At 43.3% G+C, this 18,303-nt stretch carries 20 protein-coding genes and 1 tRNA gene; 13 read left to right on the forward strand and 8 right to left on the reverse strand.

Features of this window, described 5'->3' with window-relative positions; genetic code table 11:
- Positions 1–55 precede the first annotated feature (55 nt).
- From BMZ54_RS19805 to BMZ54_RS19815, 3 genes are all read left to right on the forward strand, one after another.
- The gene (locus tag BMZ54_RS19805) at positions 56–373 is read left to right on the forward strand and encodes a hypothetical protein (protein ID WP_089916014.1); all 318 of its coding nucleotides are present in this window, start codon (positions 56–58) and stop codon (positions 371–373) included.
- Between the two features lie 28 nt (positions 374–401).
- Positions 402–1,406: a tRNA (adenosine(37)-N6)-threonylcarbamoyltransferase complex transferase subunit TsaD gene (gene tsaD / locus BMZ54_RS19810; protein ID WP_089916017.1), complete on the forward strand. Its 1,005-nt coding sequence runs from the start codon at positions 402–404 to the stop codon at positions 1,404–1,406.
- 124 nt (positions 1,407–1,530) lie between these two features.
- The gene (locus tag BMZ54_RS19815) at positions 1,531–2,190 is read left to right on the forward strand and encodes a tRNA1(Val) (adenine(37)-N6)-methyltransferase (protein WP_202909307.1); all 660 of its coding nucleotides are present in this window, start codon (positions 1,531–1,533) and stop codon (positions 2,188–2,190) included.
- A 3-nt stretch (positions 2,191–2,193) separates the two neighbouring features.
- Here the strand turns inward: BMZ54_RS19815 and BMZ54_RS19820 are convergent, their stop codons facing one another.
- Together BMZ54_RS19820 and BMZ54_RS19825 are read right to left on the reverse strand one after the other, a co-directional pair.
- Complete coding sequence (locus BMZ54_RS19820; protein WP_089916021.1) at positions 2,194–2,646, reverse strand: hypothetical protein; 453 nt, start codon at positions 2,644–2,646, stop codon at positions 2,194–2,196.
- Positions 2,647–2,755: 109 nt separating this feature from the next.
- Positions 2,756–3,988, reverse strand: coding sequence for an NAD(P)-dependent oxidoreductase (locus BMZ54_RS19825; protein WP_089916023.1), 1,233 nt, complete (start codon positions 3,986–3,988; stop codon positions 2,756–2,758).
- 89 nt (positions 3,989–4,077) lie between these two features.
- Here BMZ54_RS19825 and BMZ54_RS19830 point away from each other — a divergent pair.
- Positions 4,078–4,161: transfer RNA gene (locus BMZ54_RS19830), tRNA-Leu, on the forward strand.
- A 261-nt stretch (positions 4,162–4,422) separates the two neighbouring features.
- A complete protein-coding gene (locus tag BMZ54_RS19835; protein WP_089916025.1) occupies positions 4,423–5,481 on the forward strand; it encodes a C1 family peptidase in 1,059 nt (352 codons plus the stop codon).
- Positions 5,482–5,551: 70 nt separating this feature from the next.
- On the opposite strand, the gene BMZ54_RS33480 is transcribed toward BMZ54_RS19835, so the two are convergent.
- Entirely contained in the window at positions 5,552–5,701 is a 150-nt protein-coding gene (locus tag BMZ54_RS33480) for a transposase (protein WP_143081079.1), read from the reverse strand.
- A 93-nt stretch (positions 5,702–5,794) separates the two neighbouring features.
- Between BMZ54_RS33480 and BMZ54_RS19840 the strand changes: the two genes are divergently transcribed.
- Complete coding sequence (locus tag BMZ54_RS19840) at positions 5,795–6,208, forward strand: hypothetical protein (protein ID WP_089916027.1); 414 nt, start codon at positions 5,795–5,797, stop codon at positions 6,206–6,208.
- 708 nt (positions 6,209–6,916) lie between these two features.
- On the forward strand, positions 6,917–7,273 hold the full coding sequence (locus BMZ54_RS19850) for a hypothetical protein (protein WP_143081080.1): 357 nt from the start codon (positions 6,917–6,919) through the stop codon (positions 7,271–7,273).
- An 89-nt stretch (positions 7,274–7,362) separates the two neighbouring features.
- Here the strand turns inward: BMZ54_RS19850 and BMZ54_RS19855 are convergent, their stop codons facing one another.
- Together BMZ54_RS19855 and BMZ54_RS33575 are read right to left on the reverse strand one after the other, a co-directional pair.
- Positions 7,363–8,562: a serine hydrolase domain-containing protein gene (locus BMZ54_RS19855; protein WP_089916034.1), complete on the reverse strand. Its 1,200-nt coding sequence runs from the start codon at positions 8,560–8,562 to the stop codon at positions 7,363–7,365.
- 216 nt (positions 8,563–8,778) lie between these two features.
- Positions 8,779–9,948: an acyltransferase family protein gene (locus tag BMZ54_RS33575; RefSeq protein WP_089916036.1), complete on the reverse strand. Its 1,170-nt coding sequence runs from the start codon at positions 9,946–9,948 to the stop codon at positions 8,779–8,781.
- 882 nt (positions 9,949–10,830) lie between these two features.
- Between BMZ54_RS33575 and BMZ54_RS19870 the strand changes: the two genes are divergently transcribed.
- From BMZ54_RS19870 to BMZ54_RS19890, 5 genes are all read left to right on the forward strand, one after another.
- Entirely contained in the window at positions 10,831–11,250 is a 420-nt protein-coding gene (locus tag BMZ54_RS19870) for a transcriptional regulator (RefSeq protein WP_089916041.1), read from the forward strand.
- A gap of 212 nt (positions 11,251–11,462) precedes the next feature.
- The gene (locus BMZ54_RS19875; RefSeq protein WP_162277614.1) at positions 11,463–12,773 is read left to right on the forward strand and encodes a pepsin/retropepsin-like aspartic protease family protein; all 1,311 of its coding nucleotides are present in this window, start codon (positions 11,463–11,465) and stop codon (positions 12,771–12,773) included.
- 174 nt (positions 12,774–12,947) lie between these two features.
- Positions 12,948–13,358, forward strand: coding sequence for a DUF2000 domain-containing protein (locus tag BMZ54_RS19880; RefSeq protein WP_089916046.1), 411 nt, complete (start codon positions 12,948–12,950; stop codon positions 13,356–13,358).
- 341 nt (positions 13,359–13,699) lie between these two features.
- Entirely contained in the window at positions 13,700–13,879 is a 180-nt protein-coding gene (locus BMZ54_RS19885) for a hypothetical protein (RefSeq protein ID WP_089916047.1), read from the forward strand.
- A gap of 82 nt (positions 13,880–13,961) precedes the next feature.
- The gene (locus BMZ54_RS19890; protein ID WP_089916050.1) at positions 13,962–14,363 is read left to right on the forward strand and encodes a VOC family protein; all 402 of its coding nucleotides are present in this window, start codon (positions 13,962–13,964) and stop codon (positions 14,361–14,363) included.
- A gap of 198 nt (positions 14,364–14,561) precedes the next feature.
- Here BMZ54_RS19890 and BMZ54_RS19895 read toward each other — a convergent pair whose 3' ends face one another.
- Together BMZ54_RS19895 and BMZ54_RS19900 are read right to left on the reverse strand one after the other, a co-directional pair.
- On the reverse strand, positions 14,562–15,647 hold the full coding sequence (locus BMZ54_RS19895) for an NAD(P)-binding domain-containing protein (protein ID WP_089916053.1): 1,086 nt from the start codon (positions 15,645–15,647) through the stop codon (positions 14,562–14,564).
- Between the two features lie 23 nt (positions 15,648–15,670).
- Entirely contained in the window at positions 15,671–16,693 is a 1,023-nt protein-coding gene (locus BMZ54_RS19900; RefSeq protein WP_089916057.1) for an LLM class flavin-dependent oxidoreductase, read from the reverse strand.
- A gap of 501 nt (positions 16,694–17,194) precedes the next feature.
- Here BMZ54_RS19900 and BMZ54_RS19905 point away from each other — a divergent pair.
- Positions 17,195–17,554: an alpha/beta fold hydrolase gene (locus BMZ54_RS19905; RefSeq protein ID WP_089916062.1), complete on the forward strand. Its 360-nt coding sequence runs from the start codon at positions 17,195–17,197 to the stop codon at positions 17,552–17,554.
- Positions 17,555–17,609: 55 nt separating this feature from the next.
- Here the strand turns inward: BMZ54_RS19905 and BMZ54_RS19910 are convergent, their stop codons facing one another.
- The gene (locus tag BMZ54_RS19910; protein WP_162277615.1) at positions 17,610–18,296 is read right to left on the reverse strand and encodes an alpha/beta fold hydrolase; all 687 of its coding nucleotides are present in this window, start codon (positions 18,294–18,296) and stop codon (positions 17,610–17,612) included.
- Between the last annotated feature and the right edge of the window lie 7 nt (positions 18,297–18,303).

The following is an 18,303-nucleotide window of genomic DNA, read 5'->3' on the forward strand; positions in this document are numbered from 1 at the left end:
AAAAGTGAGGGCGGAATATTAACTTCGCGCTTTCATGATCAAACATTGTCTGTGTATGAAACTTCGTATATACATTGCTGCCTTTTGCCTGGCCGCCTTTGCTTATTCCTGCTCTGCCACTAACCAGATCAATACCCGCGACTGCCGTTATGAAGGCATTGTAATGGACATGAGAGGGCTGGATGGCTGCGGGTTAATGATCGTACTGAACGACAGTGCGCATACCCGTTTGCAGCCATTAGCCATTATAGATACCAGCTTTCACCTGCAACCCGGCCAGCGTGTGCGGGTAAATTATACGGAGCTGCGCGGGCAAATGTCGGCCTGCATGTCAGGTAAGCTGGTGCGCATAGACTGTATTAAGGCGCAATAAAAGCTGCAAATGCTGTAGTTTTGCACCCATGTCCGTACATATTTTAGCTATAGAATCTTCCTGCGACGAGACCAGTGCAGCCGTACTTACTGACGGTAAGGTGTTAAGCAATATCATTGCCAATCAAACCGTACATGAACAATATGGGGGCGTGGTGCCTGAGCTGGCATCGCGCGCGCACCAGGAGAATATTGTACCTGTAGTGGATATGGCCCTGAAGAAAGCCGGCGTGGACCGCAGTGAACTGAGCGCCATTGCCTTTACCCAATCCCCCGGGCTGATAGGCTCCCTGCTGGTAGGCAGCTGTTTTGCCAAAGCCATGGCCCTGGCCTTAAATATACCGCTGATAGCCGTGCATCATATGCAGGCGCATGTGCTGGCTAACTTTATAGCCGATCCCAAACCCAGCTTTCCTTTTCTTTGTTTAACGGTATCCGGCGGTCATACCCAGATCGTGCGTTGCGATAGCCCGCTGTCTATGCAGGTAATCGGCGAAACGCTGGACGATGCGGCAGGAGAGGCTTTTGATAAAAGCGCCAAGCTATTGGGCTTGCCTTATCCCGGTGGCCCTTTAATAGATAAATATGCGAAAGAAGGGAATGCTGCCCGTTTCAAATTTCCCGAACCGCAGATACCGGGTTTAAATTTCAGCTTCAGCGGATTAAAAACCGCTATCCTGTATTTTTTGCAGGAGCACCAGCAGAAAGATCCCGGGTTTGTACAGGCTAACCTGGCCGACATTTGCGCATCGGTACAGGAACGTATTGTAAGCATACTGCTGCATAAGCTGGTAAAGGCCTCCAGGGAAACCGGCATTCAGCAAATAGCCATTGCGGGCGGTGTAAGCGCTAACTCCGGCCTGCGGAATGCTTTACAGCAATATGGCGAAAAACACGGCTGGCAAACCTATATTCCCAAATTTGAATATTGCACGGATAATGCCGCCATGATTGTCATGACGGCCTGGTATAAATACCTGGCAGGTGATTTTGCAGGGCTGGAAGCAGGGGTGAGCGCGAGAGCGGGTTTTTGAGTTAATTACGAATTGGAATGCAGCGGAGATTTGATTACAGCATGTTTAAGCCTCTGTATATTTTTTGATGGCCAATAACTATTTTCAGTTTAAGCAGTTTAGGGTTCAGCAGGATGAATGCGCCATGAAAGTGTGTACGGATGCGTGTTTGCAGGGGGCTTTTACAGCGCAATACCTGTTAACGCAGCCTGTAGGAACGATCCTGGATATTGGTACCGGTACGGGTTTGTTAAGCCTGATGCTGGCCCAGCAAATACCGGCCAGCATTACTGCTATAGAGCTGGATACTGCTGCAGCGGCGCAGGCGCGGCAAAACTTTACAGCATCGCCCTGGGCAGCGCATTTGCTGGTAACGCAGGCGGATATACGCGCATTGCCGGTTACCCAATTATACGATCATATCATTACCAATCCTCCCTTTTACGAAGGCAGCTTAAAAAGCGGCGATACCCTGCGCAACCAGGCCATGCACACTACCACACTTAGTTATGAGGCGCTGCTGCAAGCCATCAGCGCTCATTTGCAGCCGGGGGGCAGCTTTTCTGTGTTGCTGCCGTATGCGGCGTTCCCGGGCTTCAGGCAGCTGGCAGAAGCGGCTGGTTTTTATCCTCAACAAATACTGGAAGTGAAACAAAGCGTGCAGCACGGGTATTTCCGTGCCGTGGGTATTTTCAGCCGGCAGGCAGTTACGCCGGCAGTAACATCCTTAGCTATTTATGAAAAGCAAAATGTGTATACGCCGGAATTTGTGGTGTTGCTGCAACCTTACTACCTCTATTTATAAACCCTAATGTTCACTGACCGGCACATGAAAACTGCAGCTGGTAGTGCCTACGGACACTGGTACCAGGGTAGTACCGAACTCTCCGGGAACACCGGCGCCGTAAATGGTAATAGTTTGTATGCCCGTGGTGGTAAAAATGCCTACGTCGGAGAAGGTTATGCCATTGACAGTGCCGCTGACAACGGACCACCTGCCGGGAGTAATGACATTCACCTGCAGCGTTACCGTTTCATTTTCCGTTAAGTATTCACCGGAAACATACTTACCCTGCACCTGGAAATTGGCGCATTTCCCTTCGCTGACCACCAGCTCAAAGTTGGCAAAGCTATCGATGTTTACCAATGTATCCGGCGGAGTAGTGCCGGTTGTATCTGTGGTATCTGTCCCTGTGGTATCTGTAATGCCGCCGGGGTATGGTATCTCCTGGCTTAACTCTCTTTTACAGGCAAATATCATACAGCATAGCAATGCGATTACAATAATTGGGGCGTTGGCAATGCGCATAAAACTGTTCTAATTATAGAATAACGGGGAAAAGACTCTGATGTAAAGATACGTTTTCTATTCATTGGCCGGATACCCGATCCCGCACATATCCTTCCAGGTAAGCGAATCTTTCTGTGAGCTGCCCGTTTTTAGCGATGGTAGCATTTTCAATGATCGTGCTGTAGGGCTGCAGCAGCTCTTCAAACACGTATTTCATCAGCTGATCGCCGAAGTACTGGGAGGCATCGCGGGGAAGCTCATTAGGGAGGTTACTTACACACATCATGTCTATGGAGCGGGAGAGGCCTGGGGCCGTACGTTCCCGGCTAATACGGTCTACGCCGTACACGGGGTCGGCAATGGTAGAATCGCCCAGGTTGCAGGGGATGGAGCCGTTGGTGTCGTCTGTAATGTCGGCAATCACCTGTATGCGGAAGTTATCTTTAGCCAGATCGTTCCAGGAGAAAAGCGGGGCTATACCTTCTTCCCAATAGATGCCGTTCATCAAAATATCGCTGGCCGTAACGTAGGGCAGAAAGCGGCATTCATAATTTTCGGGGCTGGTGTGAAAATCGTCCCGGCTATAGGTTTTATCGGAGCGGCGCAGGTACAGCTCACCGGCTTTCAGCTGTGTGTACACGGGGTAAGCGTAGCTGTTAATGAGGAACTCCTCCGGGGTAATGTATTTTATACCCAGCATACCCATTACTTCCAGGATGCCTGCGGCTACGCGGCCGGAGCCGGTGATCACGATCTTTAGCGGCGGCAGCTTAATGCCAAAGTAATGTTTGATCAGCTCCTGCAGGTCATGGCAGGTATGCACCGGGCGGTAAGTGAACAGTCCTGTACGTTTGCCATAGGCCAGCAATCCATTATGCGCGCCTACCACGCCGGCAAAAAATCCGAAACCCAGAATGCGTTGCCCGTCTTCATGTACCAAGCACTCATAGTCCACCAGGGTAATGTGCTGGTCTATGATATGCTGTAGCATAGCCTGGTTATTAGACTGCTGTTTTTTGGTGTGGGAAAAGAAGAGGTAAGTTTTGCCGGAGAGCAGTTTTTCCTTGGGTACTTCTTTAATGCCCAGCAGAATGTGGCAGTGGGAGAGGTTCTCTGCCAGGGGAATACCCGCCTGCGTGTATTCGCTATCCGTGAAGCAGCGGTGTGGCGAGGGCTGTACGGTGATTTGTACGTTGGGATAATTCTGTAAGATCCATTGACATTGTTGTGGTGTAAATGCGGCCCGGTTATCGTGTGGTATTTTTTCTTCCCGTATAAGGCCGATGTGGATGGTGGAATCAGTTACTTGCATGGGCCAATTTACGGAATAACCTAATTCAGAATTTTTATTTGGGTTTCCGGGAAAATTTTCTACATTTGCGTCCCCGCGATTGCAGGATTGCCCAGATGGCGGAATTGGTAGACGCGCTAGACTCAAAATCTGGTTATCGCAAGGTAGTGCAGGTTCGATTCCTGTTCTGGGCACTGAAGGCGGAAAGGTCGGAGATATCTCCGGCCTTTTCTTGTTTTAAGGTATCAAGGTCCGCTCTGGACCGCGTTATTAGCTCTGTAGTACATTTTGTATCCTTTAATAGAACTTGTCATTTTTTGTTTCTGACATGGAGTTAGCTATATTTGTTTATTGGGATAATAATTAATATGTAATTAAAACTACCAGCAGGACGTAAAAAATACCAACTACCTGATATTTATAATCTGATTAGATTAATTATATTGCTCAACATCATGACCCCAGAAGAGAAAATACAACAACTGGAAGAGGAAAACACCAGGCTTAGGGATAGACTAGTTGACTTAAAGCAATTAGAAGAAGAACTTCTTGTCGATAAAGTATTCAAAAAAGCAAAGGAGAAACTCGTTAACTGGTATACAATGGGAGGCATCGCTTTGTTTGTAGCAGGGCTGATTGGTGTTAAATCTATCATTGACTACTCAAAAGACCTCGTGACAAAAAAGCTTGAAACCTTCAGCCAGGATAAAATAAATGCTATCATTATTAACGAAAGCCACAAACAAGTCGAAGTGCTTTTAATAAAGCAACAAGATACTTTATCCAAACAATTTCAAATCCTTTATGAGAATGCTAAAAGCAAATTAGATATATCGAAATATGGATATGGTAACTTCGATAAAATAGACACGACTGCTTTTTCTACGGTAAATCTCCCATTCATAGATCTCTCTCCGTTTGTAGGATCAGTAGGAGATCAGGGTGGTGAAGCAAGTGCATTAGGGTTTACGTTAGCGGATGCATTAGGGTACTATATATTCCGAAAGAATAATATTAGAATAACTTTTAGCCCACGATATATTTACAACAATATAAACCACAATTCAGACGAAGGAGCTTTCTTCTCTGATGGATTAAATTTCCTTACTAAAACAGGTGGCATTGAAGAAAAGATGTGGCCCTATAAAGCAGGCGATTTTGCTAAATCACCACCATCTTCAGCTGTTAATGCTACCCACTATAAAATTTTAGGTTGGAAAACAATAAAGACAGACCTGTCTACTTTGAAAAATTATCTCTCATCCAAAAACTGCATCATTGCTGGAATGGCAGTTTATCAATCTTTAAATTTAAGTACTGGTATCTATCCTACTCCTAAATTGAATGATCAAATTACAGGTGGCATCAGTGTGTTGCTGGTAGGATATAATGATAATTCGGAATTAGTTAAATTTAAAATGGCCTGGGGAAATGGTTGGGGAGATAAAGGGTACGGCTATATTAAATACAATGACCTCAATAAGCTTATTACTGACGCATATGTAATAGAGTAAAACTGACTAAACTGTTAGATCCGTAAGAGTTAAATTTCGGATCAAGATGAAATCTTGGGGGACCATAAGTTTAAGCACACAATTTAGCTAACCTGAACAAGAAGAATTCTACATCTCTGACCCCTCTCATAGTATTTGTAAAGGCTTTTATCTTAGAATTGAATGATTCAGCCGCTGCATTTGTAGTCCTGCTGTCAGGACTCTTTTTTGTTATGTTCATGTATCCTGCGGCAAAGATGGCGCTGCAGGGCCGCAAGGTCCTGTTGGTTCGGCTGGCCCGGAAGGCCCCAAAGGTGATAATGCCTCTGGCACTGTGATCTATTCAGAATGGCTGGATGTGCCGTTTAAGCCAAATACGATACATACAGCAGGCGGCGGTATTGATACAATAGGTTACTTTGCCGATATCGGTGTGCCTAAACTCACACCGACGCTGGTGAACACCGCAGATGTAAAGCTGTATATCAACAGTAAGGATGCAAGCGATCCTGTCATTTACCCGTTGCCTTATAATGCTCCATCAGGTCTTTACATACAGTTCTCGGCTTACGCGCAGGGGATTTCGTTGTACTCCAATGGGGACCTAGGTACTGTAACTACCAATGGTAAGAAATATCAGCAATTCCGATACATGATCGTGCCTGGGAATACCCAGGGAAGGTTAGCTGCTTCAATAAACTGGTCCGATTATGCCGCGGCAAAAGTGTATCTCGGGTTGAAAGACTAATATTTTGTCTTCGCTTGCAGGATATATGAAAACACGATTTATCGCAAAACGCCAGAGGTAATACCTCCGGCGTTTTTTGTTTTTACATGAAATTTAGCAGGGATCCACCCGCCAGTGTGCTGGTTGTGCCCTATCTTGTAAATGACGTACTCTGGCAACATGTACTGGGTGATATCCTCTTGAGCAAGCAGTTTCTTTAGCTTCACGCTGGGAAGAAAAATGTCCGGTTTCCTGTCCATTAACTACAATTACAAAGTGAGATGTAGGTACATGCTCACTTGAGGCGTGTGGTCTGTGTTCAATGTAAGATGCAGGCATAAACGTTGAATTTAATTTGTATATGGTGTGATGAATTTTCAATTGGAGAGTATAAAACTATTTTTAAGCATTGTCTGTATCTCTATATTTTCAACAATACAAATGTCATAGTTCCCCTATTTGCTTCCTTACGGTTTCCCGTAGTACGTACTATTTATTTTCAACTATTGTACTACTACAAAGATGGTGCTGCTCGAATTTCCTACAGGAGTTCCCTTAATAACATCTAGCACTCTTGTGAAATAAACCGGAGTTTTAACGAACTTAGTAGCAACTTACTGTCCATACATCTATGATGTAAGCATATATTTGGGAAAAGTAGCAATGACCTCAAACATTCTCCTCACCTGAAACGGAACAGGCTGTTGGCAAGATATAGAAGTACCTGGTTTGTTAGTACCTGTAAAAGTTGATTTGATCGGTAAAAATGGGATAGATGTTTTTGTTCAATCTATTGAAATGACCTCAAATCAGAACCAAATAATTAATGAAATATCCACCTTTTATTTATTAAAAGACACTTATAAAAGGAACAAAAAAGAGTGCAAAGACTTTATTCTCTCTCAAGAACCGCCGAAAGAATACAAAAAACAGCATGAGATATGGAATCAGCCTGTGGAATCACAACAGTTTAATTATGTAGATGTCACAGAGAGTGAAAAAATCATTGAATATGCTGAGCCCCATAATGTAAAATCTATATTTGGATCTATTGATCAGTCTAATTACGATGGATTGCCATTTTAAATCTTATCCTCAGTTAGTATAGACTTTTAGAAGTAAGAAGCCGGAGATATTTTCTCCGGCTTCTTTGCGTTCTACACTTAAATACCCGATTATTTAAACTGATCGGTATCTGACCATGAAGGATTTTTCGCCAGCGCTCTCCAAAACAACTGATCAAGGTCATTCGAGAAATTAGCCTGAAAACTGCGGGTATTCGTAAGAATAACAAAATTATAACCCTGGCTTGTGCACGCCTGTTCGGTCGCAGAACCCGGTAGGCTACCCTGGTGAAAATAATTACTGCCATTTACTGCCCATCCGCATGCATAGCCGCTGTTTGCAGCAGACGGTGTAAGCATCGTGGCCAATGTCTGACTTGATATGATATCTGGCCGTACCGTGAATCCATCTACATAAACAAGGAATTTAGCCAGATCCTTTGCAGAAGCCAGCCAACCTCCATGTGCGTCCATTCTTCGTATGTTATAGATATATGGATCCTCTCCTGACTGTCCATAATATTTTACTTCTTTAGGAAGTCTGTCGGCAAGCGTATTTCCACTGATGGTCATATCAGTAACGCCAATAGGTGTTAATACTAATGATTTTACAGCGGCTTCATAATTCTGCCCGGTGATTTTTTCAATGATCCTTCCTAAAATACAGTATCCAAAATTGGAATAGTCGTAGTGGGTGCCCGGTATATGATCCAACGGCCTGTTATTCAGCGTCCATGTAATCAATGCATCCGCCGTTAATGAAGGATTGGAAAACATAGGATCATTAATTGAGTTTCCCCAGCCACCCGAGGTATGGTGCAGTAACTGTCTTACGGTTATTTCTGTGATATGAGGGACATAGGGCGTTGTGCCATACTTTTCTCCCAGTAAACCACTTTTGCCAAATACGGTGGCGTCCAGTGAAATTTTGCCCTGCTCCAGTAACTTCAAGATGGCTACTGAGGTCAATTGTTTTGATAAACTTGCCAGGCGGTATAAGTCACCCGTGTCGGCTTTCTGGCTCTTCTCCTTGTCGGCCATACCATATGCTTTTACATAAACCAATTTTTCTCCTTTGGTGATGGCAATAGATAAAGCCGGAACATTGTAAGCATTCATGAACACATTTACCTGGCTGTCTACTGCAGTAATATCTGATTGAGTTGGCAGATGTGTGGTATCAGTACCATTGTTGTTACCTGTTGTGTCAGTACCATTTTCAGGTTTGCTGACGCCGTCTTTTTTTGAGCAGCTGGCCGCCATAATAATGTAGCAAAAGAAAATGAGTAACCATTGTGTGCGCCTAAACATATTAAATTGAATTTGATTAAACAATTTGGGGAATAATGTCACAAGTTAAAATATTGAGAGTAGCGGGGTAACAGTGTTGAGCAAATGGAGGTTTTTGTTATTAAGTGGTTTATTATTCTATTTTTCCGGTGTTAACAATACTTACATCGTGGCATGACAGCAGTATTGAAATGCTTTGATGACAAAGTGAATTACTTAAAAAAATAGTGTTTCAGATCATTCCCGGGATAATTGAGCCCTGATGATCTTATCCCTTTTATCACTCATCCCAAATAGAAACCTGGTTATACCGAATCTTTTAATAAATAAATAAACCGGTATTGAGATCATAAAGGTCGTTAAGACAATAAGAATAAATTCGAGAAGGCCATTGCCAACATATTTTATAATGAAAAAACCTCCAGCAACGATAATTGTTTGATGAATAATATAAACAGGCAATACACTTTTATTTAGCTCCGGTAATAATGTATTACTATAGTTGAACCTGCGGGAAAACAGGCTCACAAAGTACAGCGGCCAGGTGAAGGCTGAGCATCCCAGAAGGATAGAGATGATAACATGATTAATAGAATAAGATGGGTTAAAGGCTGCTTTTCTTAATGAGGGACTCAGTAAGCATCCTATCAAAAGTAAGGAGCTGGCAATGCCTGATATTAACAGCATAGTACTGTTCTTATGTAGAACAGGAAGGAGCTGTACATGCTGTTTGATAAAGAAGAATCCATACAAAAATATGATGGCATAAGTAATAAAGTCCGTCACACTGGTATATTCAGGAAAAATTGGCTTTAGCAGGATGAGTGTAAAAATGAAGGGCAGCACGAACAGCCATAGTAATTGTGGCCGCCGGGTAAGCACGCTTACGGCCGGAGACAAATTAATCCGGTTGAATAACGGATATAATGCTACCGTCATGATAAATAAAGAAGGTAAATACCATAGGTGAATGCCCAGCTCAAGCAGCCATTGAAAAATGTCGAATTTGTAAGGCCGGGATGCAATAAAACCCGGATAATGAGCTATGAAATTCAAAAATGAAGTACCGGGATACTTCTGTAATTTTTGAAAGTAATACTGGCAAGGTACAATTACAATGATCCCAAATATAAAGGGAATGATCAGCCTTTGAAACCTGTCCGTAAAAAACTTATTTCCCCGCGACCTTAAGGCCAGAAAAGTGCCTACACCGGAGACAAAGAAGATCAGGTATAGCCGCCAGGTATGGAAAAAGACCGTCAGAATATCTGCCAGCACCGTTTGGTAAGGGCTTTTTATCAGCCAATGAAAGCTATTAAATGGTTGCCACGAGTGAAAAAGTATCAGTAAAGCAAAAGCAGATATGCGCAGCCAGTCTAAATAATGGATTCTCTCTTTTTGATGCATAGGTGAATGTTTAAGGGTTAATGGAAGTGATTTTTATAAGCTGTAATAATTAAGATCTTTATCTGAGCCGGGTTAATATTTAAAACAGCCGGTGGTAATCGTCCGGCTGTTTTTCTTTAGCTAAAGATAATGTTTCTTCAAAAGCCTGTAAAAAGATTCCTTACAATCAGCATGCGAACGATAATTTGTGAGATGTTCTTCCTGGCGAGGAGGGGTTAGGATATACGGTTACCTGCGACGTTTGTTTGTCAATGGAGGAGTTGCTGACAAATGCCGGGGATGGTGATTGTGCTACGGGCATTGGCTGCAGCAGAGCCATTGGCCAGGATATCCGGAAGTGGGAGGCGACGGCTTTTTGGGTAACCTTTTAAAACAGTCATTGTTGCAATCAGCCATGAACTTTTAGGATCGCATCAGCAAATACTCCGGGAGCTTCCTGTGGTACATTGTGTCCGGCATCGGCAACAATATGCTCATGTGGTCCAACAAACATATGCGAGTGCTCAGATGTCCCGCCTGGCTTAAACGGATCTTTTAAACCGTCGATCGTCACGGCCAGAACTTTTACCCTGGACTTTGGGGCCAAACATTTTAAGATTTTTATACATTTTAATGCATCAATTGAAAATTTAGTAAATGGATTTACGCAACTTTTTCAAAAAAATGCGAAAATTGTGCACGGCTGATATTCATTACTATTGATACCGTAGTTTTTGAATATCCTGGACTCCGGAGTTGCGTATAATAATTGTTAGCGGCAATGTTGAGGCAACATTCTAATTAGTGGAAAAATACTTGACGAAAGTAGCCTCATAAAGAGTCGCAGCTAACCATTCTATCAGGTTTTTTTGAAATATTTTTGTTTAATAAAAAACAGAAAAAATGCAAACATTCAAACTTGAAAACGACGTTAAGATTTTTTATATAACGGCTAAGTCTTTTCCGGAGGGCATTCAAGAAGCCCACGACAGACTTCATGCTATGGTGCCTTTTTCAAAAGAAAGAAAATACTTTGGCATATCCAGACCTGAAAACAACAAAATCATTTATCGGGCCGGCACGGAAGAAACATACGCAGGTGAGGCTGAAAAATATAAATTCGATACACTAACTATTAAAAGAGGCGACTATATTTCTGCTATTGTAAAAGATTTCAGGAAAGATAAAACAGGCATCGCCAAAACATTTGATGAATTGCTTAAACAACCCAATCTTGACCCTGAAGGATATTGTGTGGAATGGTATGCTAATGACAAAGAAGAAGTCAGGTGTATGATAAGGCTTAACCATCATAACATATAAAACAGCCGGTAATCGATTCCGGTTCGGAGCTTGATGGAACACGGAATGCCACTACTGCTCAAAGCCTGTTCGTTAGCGGTAATACAAAAAACATTACAATCATGATTTATAATATTTAAAGTGTTCGCTGTTGAGTGGTATTATATGCCAGTTTACTTTTCTTTATTTATTCCTAAATTGCTATGCCGGATTGCTGCAAAATGTTAAGCGCTATGCAACTTAAATACCTGTTTTGCTTTTTCCTGTTATTTTTTGTTGCCGTGGGAAATAACCCAGGCTTTGCTCAGCAGGGTAGCTCAAAAGGCAAGAGTGCATATCTCCGGTTGCATGATTTGCTTGCTGAAAAAGATTACTTCCGCCTGGAGAGGCAATTATACCTCCTCCGGCAGCAAATAAAACGAGGGCAATGGTTGTATTTCCAGGCGTACTTAGATAATGCCTTCAACCGCAATCAGGCGGCCGTTCAACATATTGACTCCCTATTTGATAATTTTTCTGCTGAGTTAGAAGACACCTTAAAGGTGGAAATGTTATTGCTGAAAACAGACAGCTACTTCAAGTTATTCCAGTATGCAAAGGCAGCTGAAACAGACAATATGCTGTTAACAACCTACCGGCGCCTGCTGGAGAGCAGCAGGGCAGAGGATATTGAAAATAAGTTCATTATTCATAATGGGCTAAAAGATGTTCAGCCCCAGCAGACGTATATTAGAGGGAATACCGAGCTCCGGTGGAAGAGGAATAAGATCGGGATTGTTGAGATACCGCTGAGCCGTGACAGTATCAGGTATGACGCTATCTTTGATACCAGGGCCAATATTTCCGCCATTACACAAACCTATGCTACGAAGCTGCGGCTGAAGATATTACCTGTTTCTTATTATGAGGGAAGTGGTATTACAGGCCTCCGGTTTAAAACCAGTCTTGCGGTTGCCGATAGTTTGTACCTCGGAGATATCCTGGTTCGTCATGCTGTATTCCAGGTGGTTCCGGATACGGTTTTATACATTGCCCCGGTTGACTTTCAGATGAATATCATTATTGGTTTCCCCATCATTGCACAACTTCACGAGATCCATTTTTATCAGGACGGGAAGATGAAAATACCGGTGAATGGAACAGCTGCTGCTTTGCGCAATATGGCGCTTGATGGCTTAAATCCTGTTTTATTGCTGAAAACAACTCAGGGGGACATATTGCCGTTTGCCTTTGATTTCGGGGCGGGCAGATCGATGCTGTTTGCTGCGTATTTTCAAAAGTATAGAGGCGCTGTTTTAGCCCATGGAGTAAAGACAACAACCGAATATGGTGGTGCGGGCGGAACACAGCAAAAAGAAGTGCTAACCCTTCCTTATATTGACCTGCTGCTCGACAAAAAGAAAGTAAGGCTGGACAGTATTGATGTCCTTTCCCAAAAGATCTATCCCTCGGAAACCTTTTATGGTAACATTGGCCAGGATTTCATCAAACTGTTTAGCGAGTTGACGATCAATTTTGATGATATGTATATCAAAGGACGTTAATATATGGATCGGCTTACTTTTGGGCCTGACCAGGGATTTTGGATGTTTATCTGATATGTATTAAATTGCGTAATTACTTACGTAATTGGTTAGATGTAGCCGCTTCAACAGCTATCAGATATAAAAGGAAGGCTGGTATATGAAAATGAGCGCGCAAACAAACTTATTTAACATATGAACACAGAAAAAATAGCAATTGTAATTTTAAACGAATTGGCCGGATGGCAGAAACTTAATGTTGCATCTTTTTTAACAAGTTCTGTAGCAATAGCCTTTCCTGCTGCGCACGGAGCGCCCTTGACAGATGCGGATGGAAATGCATACCTTCCTTTTTTAAAGTATCCTGTGCTTGTTTACAATGCTGAAACGCAGGATCAGATCAAAAGGGCCTTTAATCGTGCAAAAGACCGGGAGCTGCATACCGGCATATATGTCCGTGAACTTTTTGCGACCAAAAATGAAGCAGAGAACCTGGCGGTTATTAGCCGTTACAAAACCGAAGAATTAAACCTGGTCGGCATCATTGTATATGGTGACAGCAGGAAGGTTGATAAAGCCCTGGATGGCTTAAAGTTGCACGAGTAGACAGCTATTCCGTTGTATGATCATTGCAGCTGATCACTTATAGATCGTTAAATAACGTTGCCACAAAATTCTTTTGGTTTTCGCAAAAGCCTGTATCCAAATCCGTGATGTTCGTAGTCAAATACGGTTTCAGATGATACCTGAAGTTCAATGAGCTGCTATGTCATTTAAAGATCAAAAAAAGGGATTTAGCTATTTAATATACTTTTTAGTATGTTTTTGTGGCATCAATAATTGTTTGATGACAAAGACCGCAACTTTTAAGCTATACAGAAATAGGTGAAATATTTAGCCGGAGCTTAAACAGGGCTATTGTTTACGAACAAAATAGCGTTCAGTCAATGGCAGATTTAATGGGATTAGGTGGAAGTGATCACTTTAAAAATCACCTTGCGAATGTTATCAGCGACGATCTTTTTGGTACACCGGATATGAATGATGTGATAGAAAAAATTACCGGCAACGGCCCAATGACCTTAGCTGAATTTATAGATAAGAACCGCGCGGCTTTCACCGCTTGATTTTAGTACAGCTGCAGCTTATTTTTATTGGAACAGAACGTAATAGGAACGTCTGCTGTATTTTTGTTGAAAATAAACCCCTATGAGCTTTGAATTTCCTGGCGCCGTGCCGGAGATACCGGTAAGCGATCTGAAAGCGGCTGTTGCCTACTATGAGAACAATCTTGGCTTCAGTATAGACTGGGGCGGTGAGAGTGGCGGGATTGCGGGGATCTCAAAAGGGCAATGCAGAATGTTTCTCACGAATAACGCCTTCCGGGAGCATTACCACAATGCCGGGCCGGTATTGGTGTGGCTCAATCTCGGCAGCAAGGAACAGGTCAACGAACTGTTCGGGCTTTGGAGCGCCAGCCAGGCGAAGATTGTTTCAGCTCCGGAATCAAAGCCATGGGGATTGTATGAGTTCACAGCCGCTGATCCGGACGGCAATTTGTTTAGAGTTTTTTATGATTTTACCACTCCCGAACGCGAAGGAAACATTTAACATGTAGTTCTACCGTAAAGAGGTACTGTGCACCAGTTTGCTAATGGCAGAAGGTGTTGATTAGTTAAAAAGGTTCACACAAGTGAAACTTTTTGTATTTGCTGCCAATGATCTTTGACCGGAAGATGGAAGACAAGGTTTGCTTAAACATTTTATCTTCTTAAAAAATGGATGGCAGTTGCTAACAGTGCAACATGATCATTTAAGCCCCAGTGTATCCATTAATTCGCTTGCCGCAGCCGCCCCTGCACGGTTGGCGCCGATAGTGGAAGCAGAAGGCCCGTAACCCGGCAAATGAATGCGGGGTTCTTTAGCAACCATAGTTGCCAATCTGCCGGCCATTAGAATACCGCCATTTTCTTCTCTTGGCAAAACGGGCTTTAAATGTTCCAAAGCACCTTTAAAACCGGTATTCCACAAAATGACGTCCGCCTTTTCTTCTTTCCCGTCTTCCCATTTCACACCGTCCTTCGTTATCTCGCTAAACATGGGGAAACGTTTTAGCACCCCTCTTTCTTTCATATCCATGACCTGAGGTGAAAGAGGTAATCCGGTAACAGACACTACAGATAAAGGTGGTAAACCTTGCCTTACCCTTTCCTCCACCATCGCTACTGCATTACGCCCTGCAGCATCATCAAATGCACTTTCCCTAAATTGAGGTGGCCGCCGGGTAACCCAGGTTGTGGTGGTAACCTTTGAAATCTGATCCAACAACTGAACGGCGGAAATACCTGCTCCTACAACAATCACATGTTTGCCTTTAAAATAGCCGGCAGTTTTAAAGTCTTTCGTATGCAATTGTTCGCCCTGGAAAAGGCGGGCACCGGGATATTCCGGAATATAGGGGTTCTCCCAGGTGCCGGTCGCATTGATGATGCCTAATGCTGAAAATAAGGTTTTTGATGAATCGATGTAAAACCGCTCCTGATGTAAATAGACCGTTTCCACTTTTAGTGGCCGATACACCCGGAAATCAAATTTCTTTTCATACAGATCATAATAATGAGGTACGGCCAGACTGGCTTGCACTTCTGGATTACTGGTATCAATGGTTTCTGCGAAAGACATACCAGGGAGATCATGAATCCTGTTGACGGTACTTAGTGTAAGCGAAGGCCATCTGTATTGCCAGGCGCCGCCGGGATGAGGCGCTTCATCAAGGATGATGAAACCCGGACCAATTTCCAACCCCAGCTTTTTTAAATAATAGGCAGCTGATAGTCCCGCCTGCCCGGCGCCTATTACTGCAATTTTGGTTTTGTATCGAATTTTATTTACCATCAACTACGTTTATCCAACTACGTTTATCGCCATCCCAGCCCGGGAGCTACATGCTCCAATATCGAAGAAAGCACGTGTACATTATAATCCACACCTAATGTATTGGGAATTGTCAGGAGAACGGTATCTGCTTCCCGGATAGCCTCATCCTGTGCCAATTCTTTGATCAGCTGATCCGGTTCTGCAGCATAGCTCCGGCCAAAAATGGCACGTCTGTCTGCCTCCAGGGTGCCTATCTGATCTTTGCTGCCAGACTGCTGTCCAAAATAATGCCGGTCCTGATCATTTACCAATGCAAAAATGGACCGGCTTACAGACACCCTGGGTTCACGTTGGTGACCTGCTTCTTTCCACGCTTGTTTAAACAAACGGATCTGTTTGGCCTGTTGTATATGAAACGGTTTACCACTTTCATCAAATTTCAGGGTAGAGCTTTGCAGGTTCATGCCGGTTTTACCTGCCCAGATTGCGGTAGCATCGGAACCTGAGCCCCACCAAATGCGATCTTGTAAGCCGGGGGAAAACGGCTCCAAACGTAATAGCCCGGGAGGGTTGGGGAACATAGGATTGGGGTTGGGTTCGGCAAATCCTTTGCCTTTCAGCTGCTCAAAAAATTCAAGCCCTTTCCGCCGGCCCATATCTGCATCTGTTTCCCCTGCGGCAGGCTCATAGCCAAAGTGGCGCCAACCGTCGATTACCTGTTCGGGCGACCCCCTGCTGATGCCTAATTGCAGACGACCGCGGGAAATTAAATCTGCAGCGCCGGCATCTTCCACCATATACAGTGGATTTTCGTACCGCATATCAATAACGCCAGTTCCGATTTCAATTTTGCTGGTTTTGGCACCAATAGCCGCTAATAAAGGGAAGGGAGACGCCAGTTGTCTGGCAAAATGATGTACCCGAAAATAGGCGCCGTCAATACCTAATTCTTCCGCTGCTACTGCCAAATCAATAGATTGAAGCAAGGTGTCGCCCGCCGTTTTTGTGCTATACGCTGGATGGTTCGCCCAATGACCGAACGATAAAAATCCGATTTTTTTCATCTGTTTATTTATTTCCTCTGTGCCGTGATGAGCTCATCCCGGGATCAGTATATTATCCTCAAATGTAGTAAATGCCAACATCTTTAAATAATGCAGATAGCCTTTCAATAAATTTTTACTTAAGGAGTTTAATAGTACAAATGTGCACTGCATTTTGCAGTGCACTCAAAGCCTATCAAAAAATGTGAATTTCATTAATTGTTGCCTGCTTCAGTAGATAGGAATTAGCCGGGAAAGTATGCTGATCAGGCTCTTCTTCGTATTTTACAAGAAAATCATTTTTTGTAATGAAGAACTTTGTCTTGTTAAGTATTATACAACTCTTCGTATGGCATAGTACGTTTGCACAATCTGTACAACAGCGGGCATTTGAATTCAAAACTAGTGATAATGTTAAGCTTTATGTGAAAGTTGCAGGTATAAGAAGGAACTTTTAGGTGAAAATACGGGCGTATCCGCTATGCTCAGCAGGGACAGTCTTTGCAATTAAATTTGGAGAAAATGGCTGCGCTCCGTAAACGTGGCTTAGCGTACAAGCTACTATCGGAAGATACGGCGACTATTCAAAAACAAATGGCTGTGGATGACTACGAGCATTCACAGGATTTTGCAATGGCCGTTCTATTTAAGCAAAAGCAATATCCCGAATATACAAAAGACTACATAGCCTTTACACAGCAACTAAAAATACCAGTACTTATTATTGCCGGAACAGCGGACCATGCAGTGGGCATAAAAGGTTACAAAACTTTTGCTTTCCCGGAAAAAACAGTGCGTGAGATAGAAGGAGGACACCTGCTTTATTATGAAAACAGTGCGGTTTTTAAGGCTGCAGTTTGCGATTTTGCGCAACAGCATTAAGCAATGCATAAGTAATTCCTGTTCCAGCCGGCCATCCATGATCTAAAGCAGGCTGTTAACTATATTTCTCTTCAAGCCCGCATAAAACATCAACCAATTTATCCGGGCATTCTCTCATCACATTGTGCCCGCAGTGTATTACTTCCACATGCCAGTCCTTGGAATCTTTCAAATTTTCATATTGTTTAACAAAGGGGCTTGGTTCCCAGCCACTCAGAAAAATGAATGCACGATTAAGAACCCGTTCATAATCTCCATTCAAACGTAAACTTTGCATGAATGTTGCCAGCGGATGTGGTCTTCTCCGGTCGTCTGCCCCTGGCGGAACTTCAACAGCGAAACCATCCTTGCCCGCTCCGGCTACAAAACGTTGCCTGTACATTTCAGTGGTAAGGCTCCAGCAGGAATCTCCATCCTTGGGAATGTAAGCATCAATATAAACAAGGGCATAGATCCTTTCCGGAATTTTATCTGCCACGCCTGTAATAACTAATCCGGCATAGCTATGGCCGCATAAGATCACATTCGTGATATCTTCTGTTACAAGCTTGTCTATTACGAATTGAATATGTGTATCTAAATTTATTATCCTGTTTTGGATCCCGGGTTGTGATTCAAGACCTGGTAAGGTTAATGAAATACATTTTTTTCCCAGCTGCTCCAGTTTATTAGTTATTGGATCGTAAGCCCAGCCACCGTGCCATCCTCCGGGAATAAAGACGTATGTTTTTTCATTTTGCATAATGGGT

Origin of the sequence: Chitinophaga rupis (assembly GCF_900109685.1) — a bacterium.
Taxonomy (GTDB): domain Bacteria; phylum Bacteroidota; class Bacteroidia; order Chitinophagales; family Chitinophagaceae; genus Chitinophaga; species Chitinophaga rupis.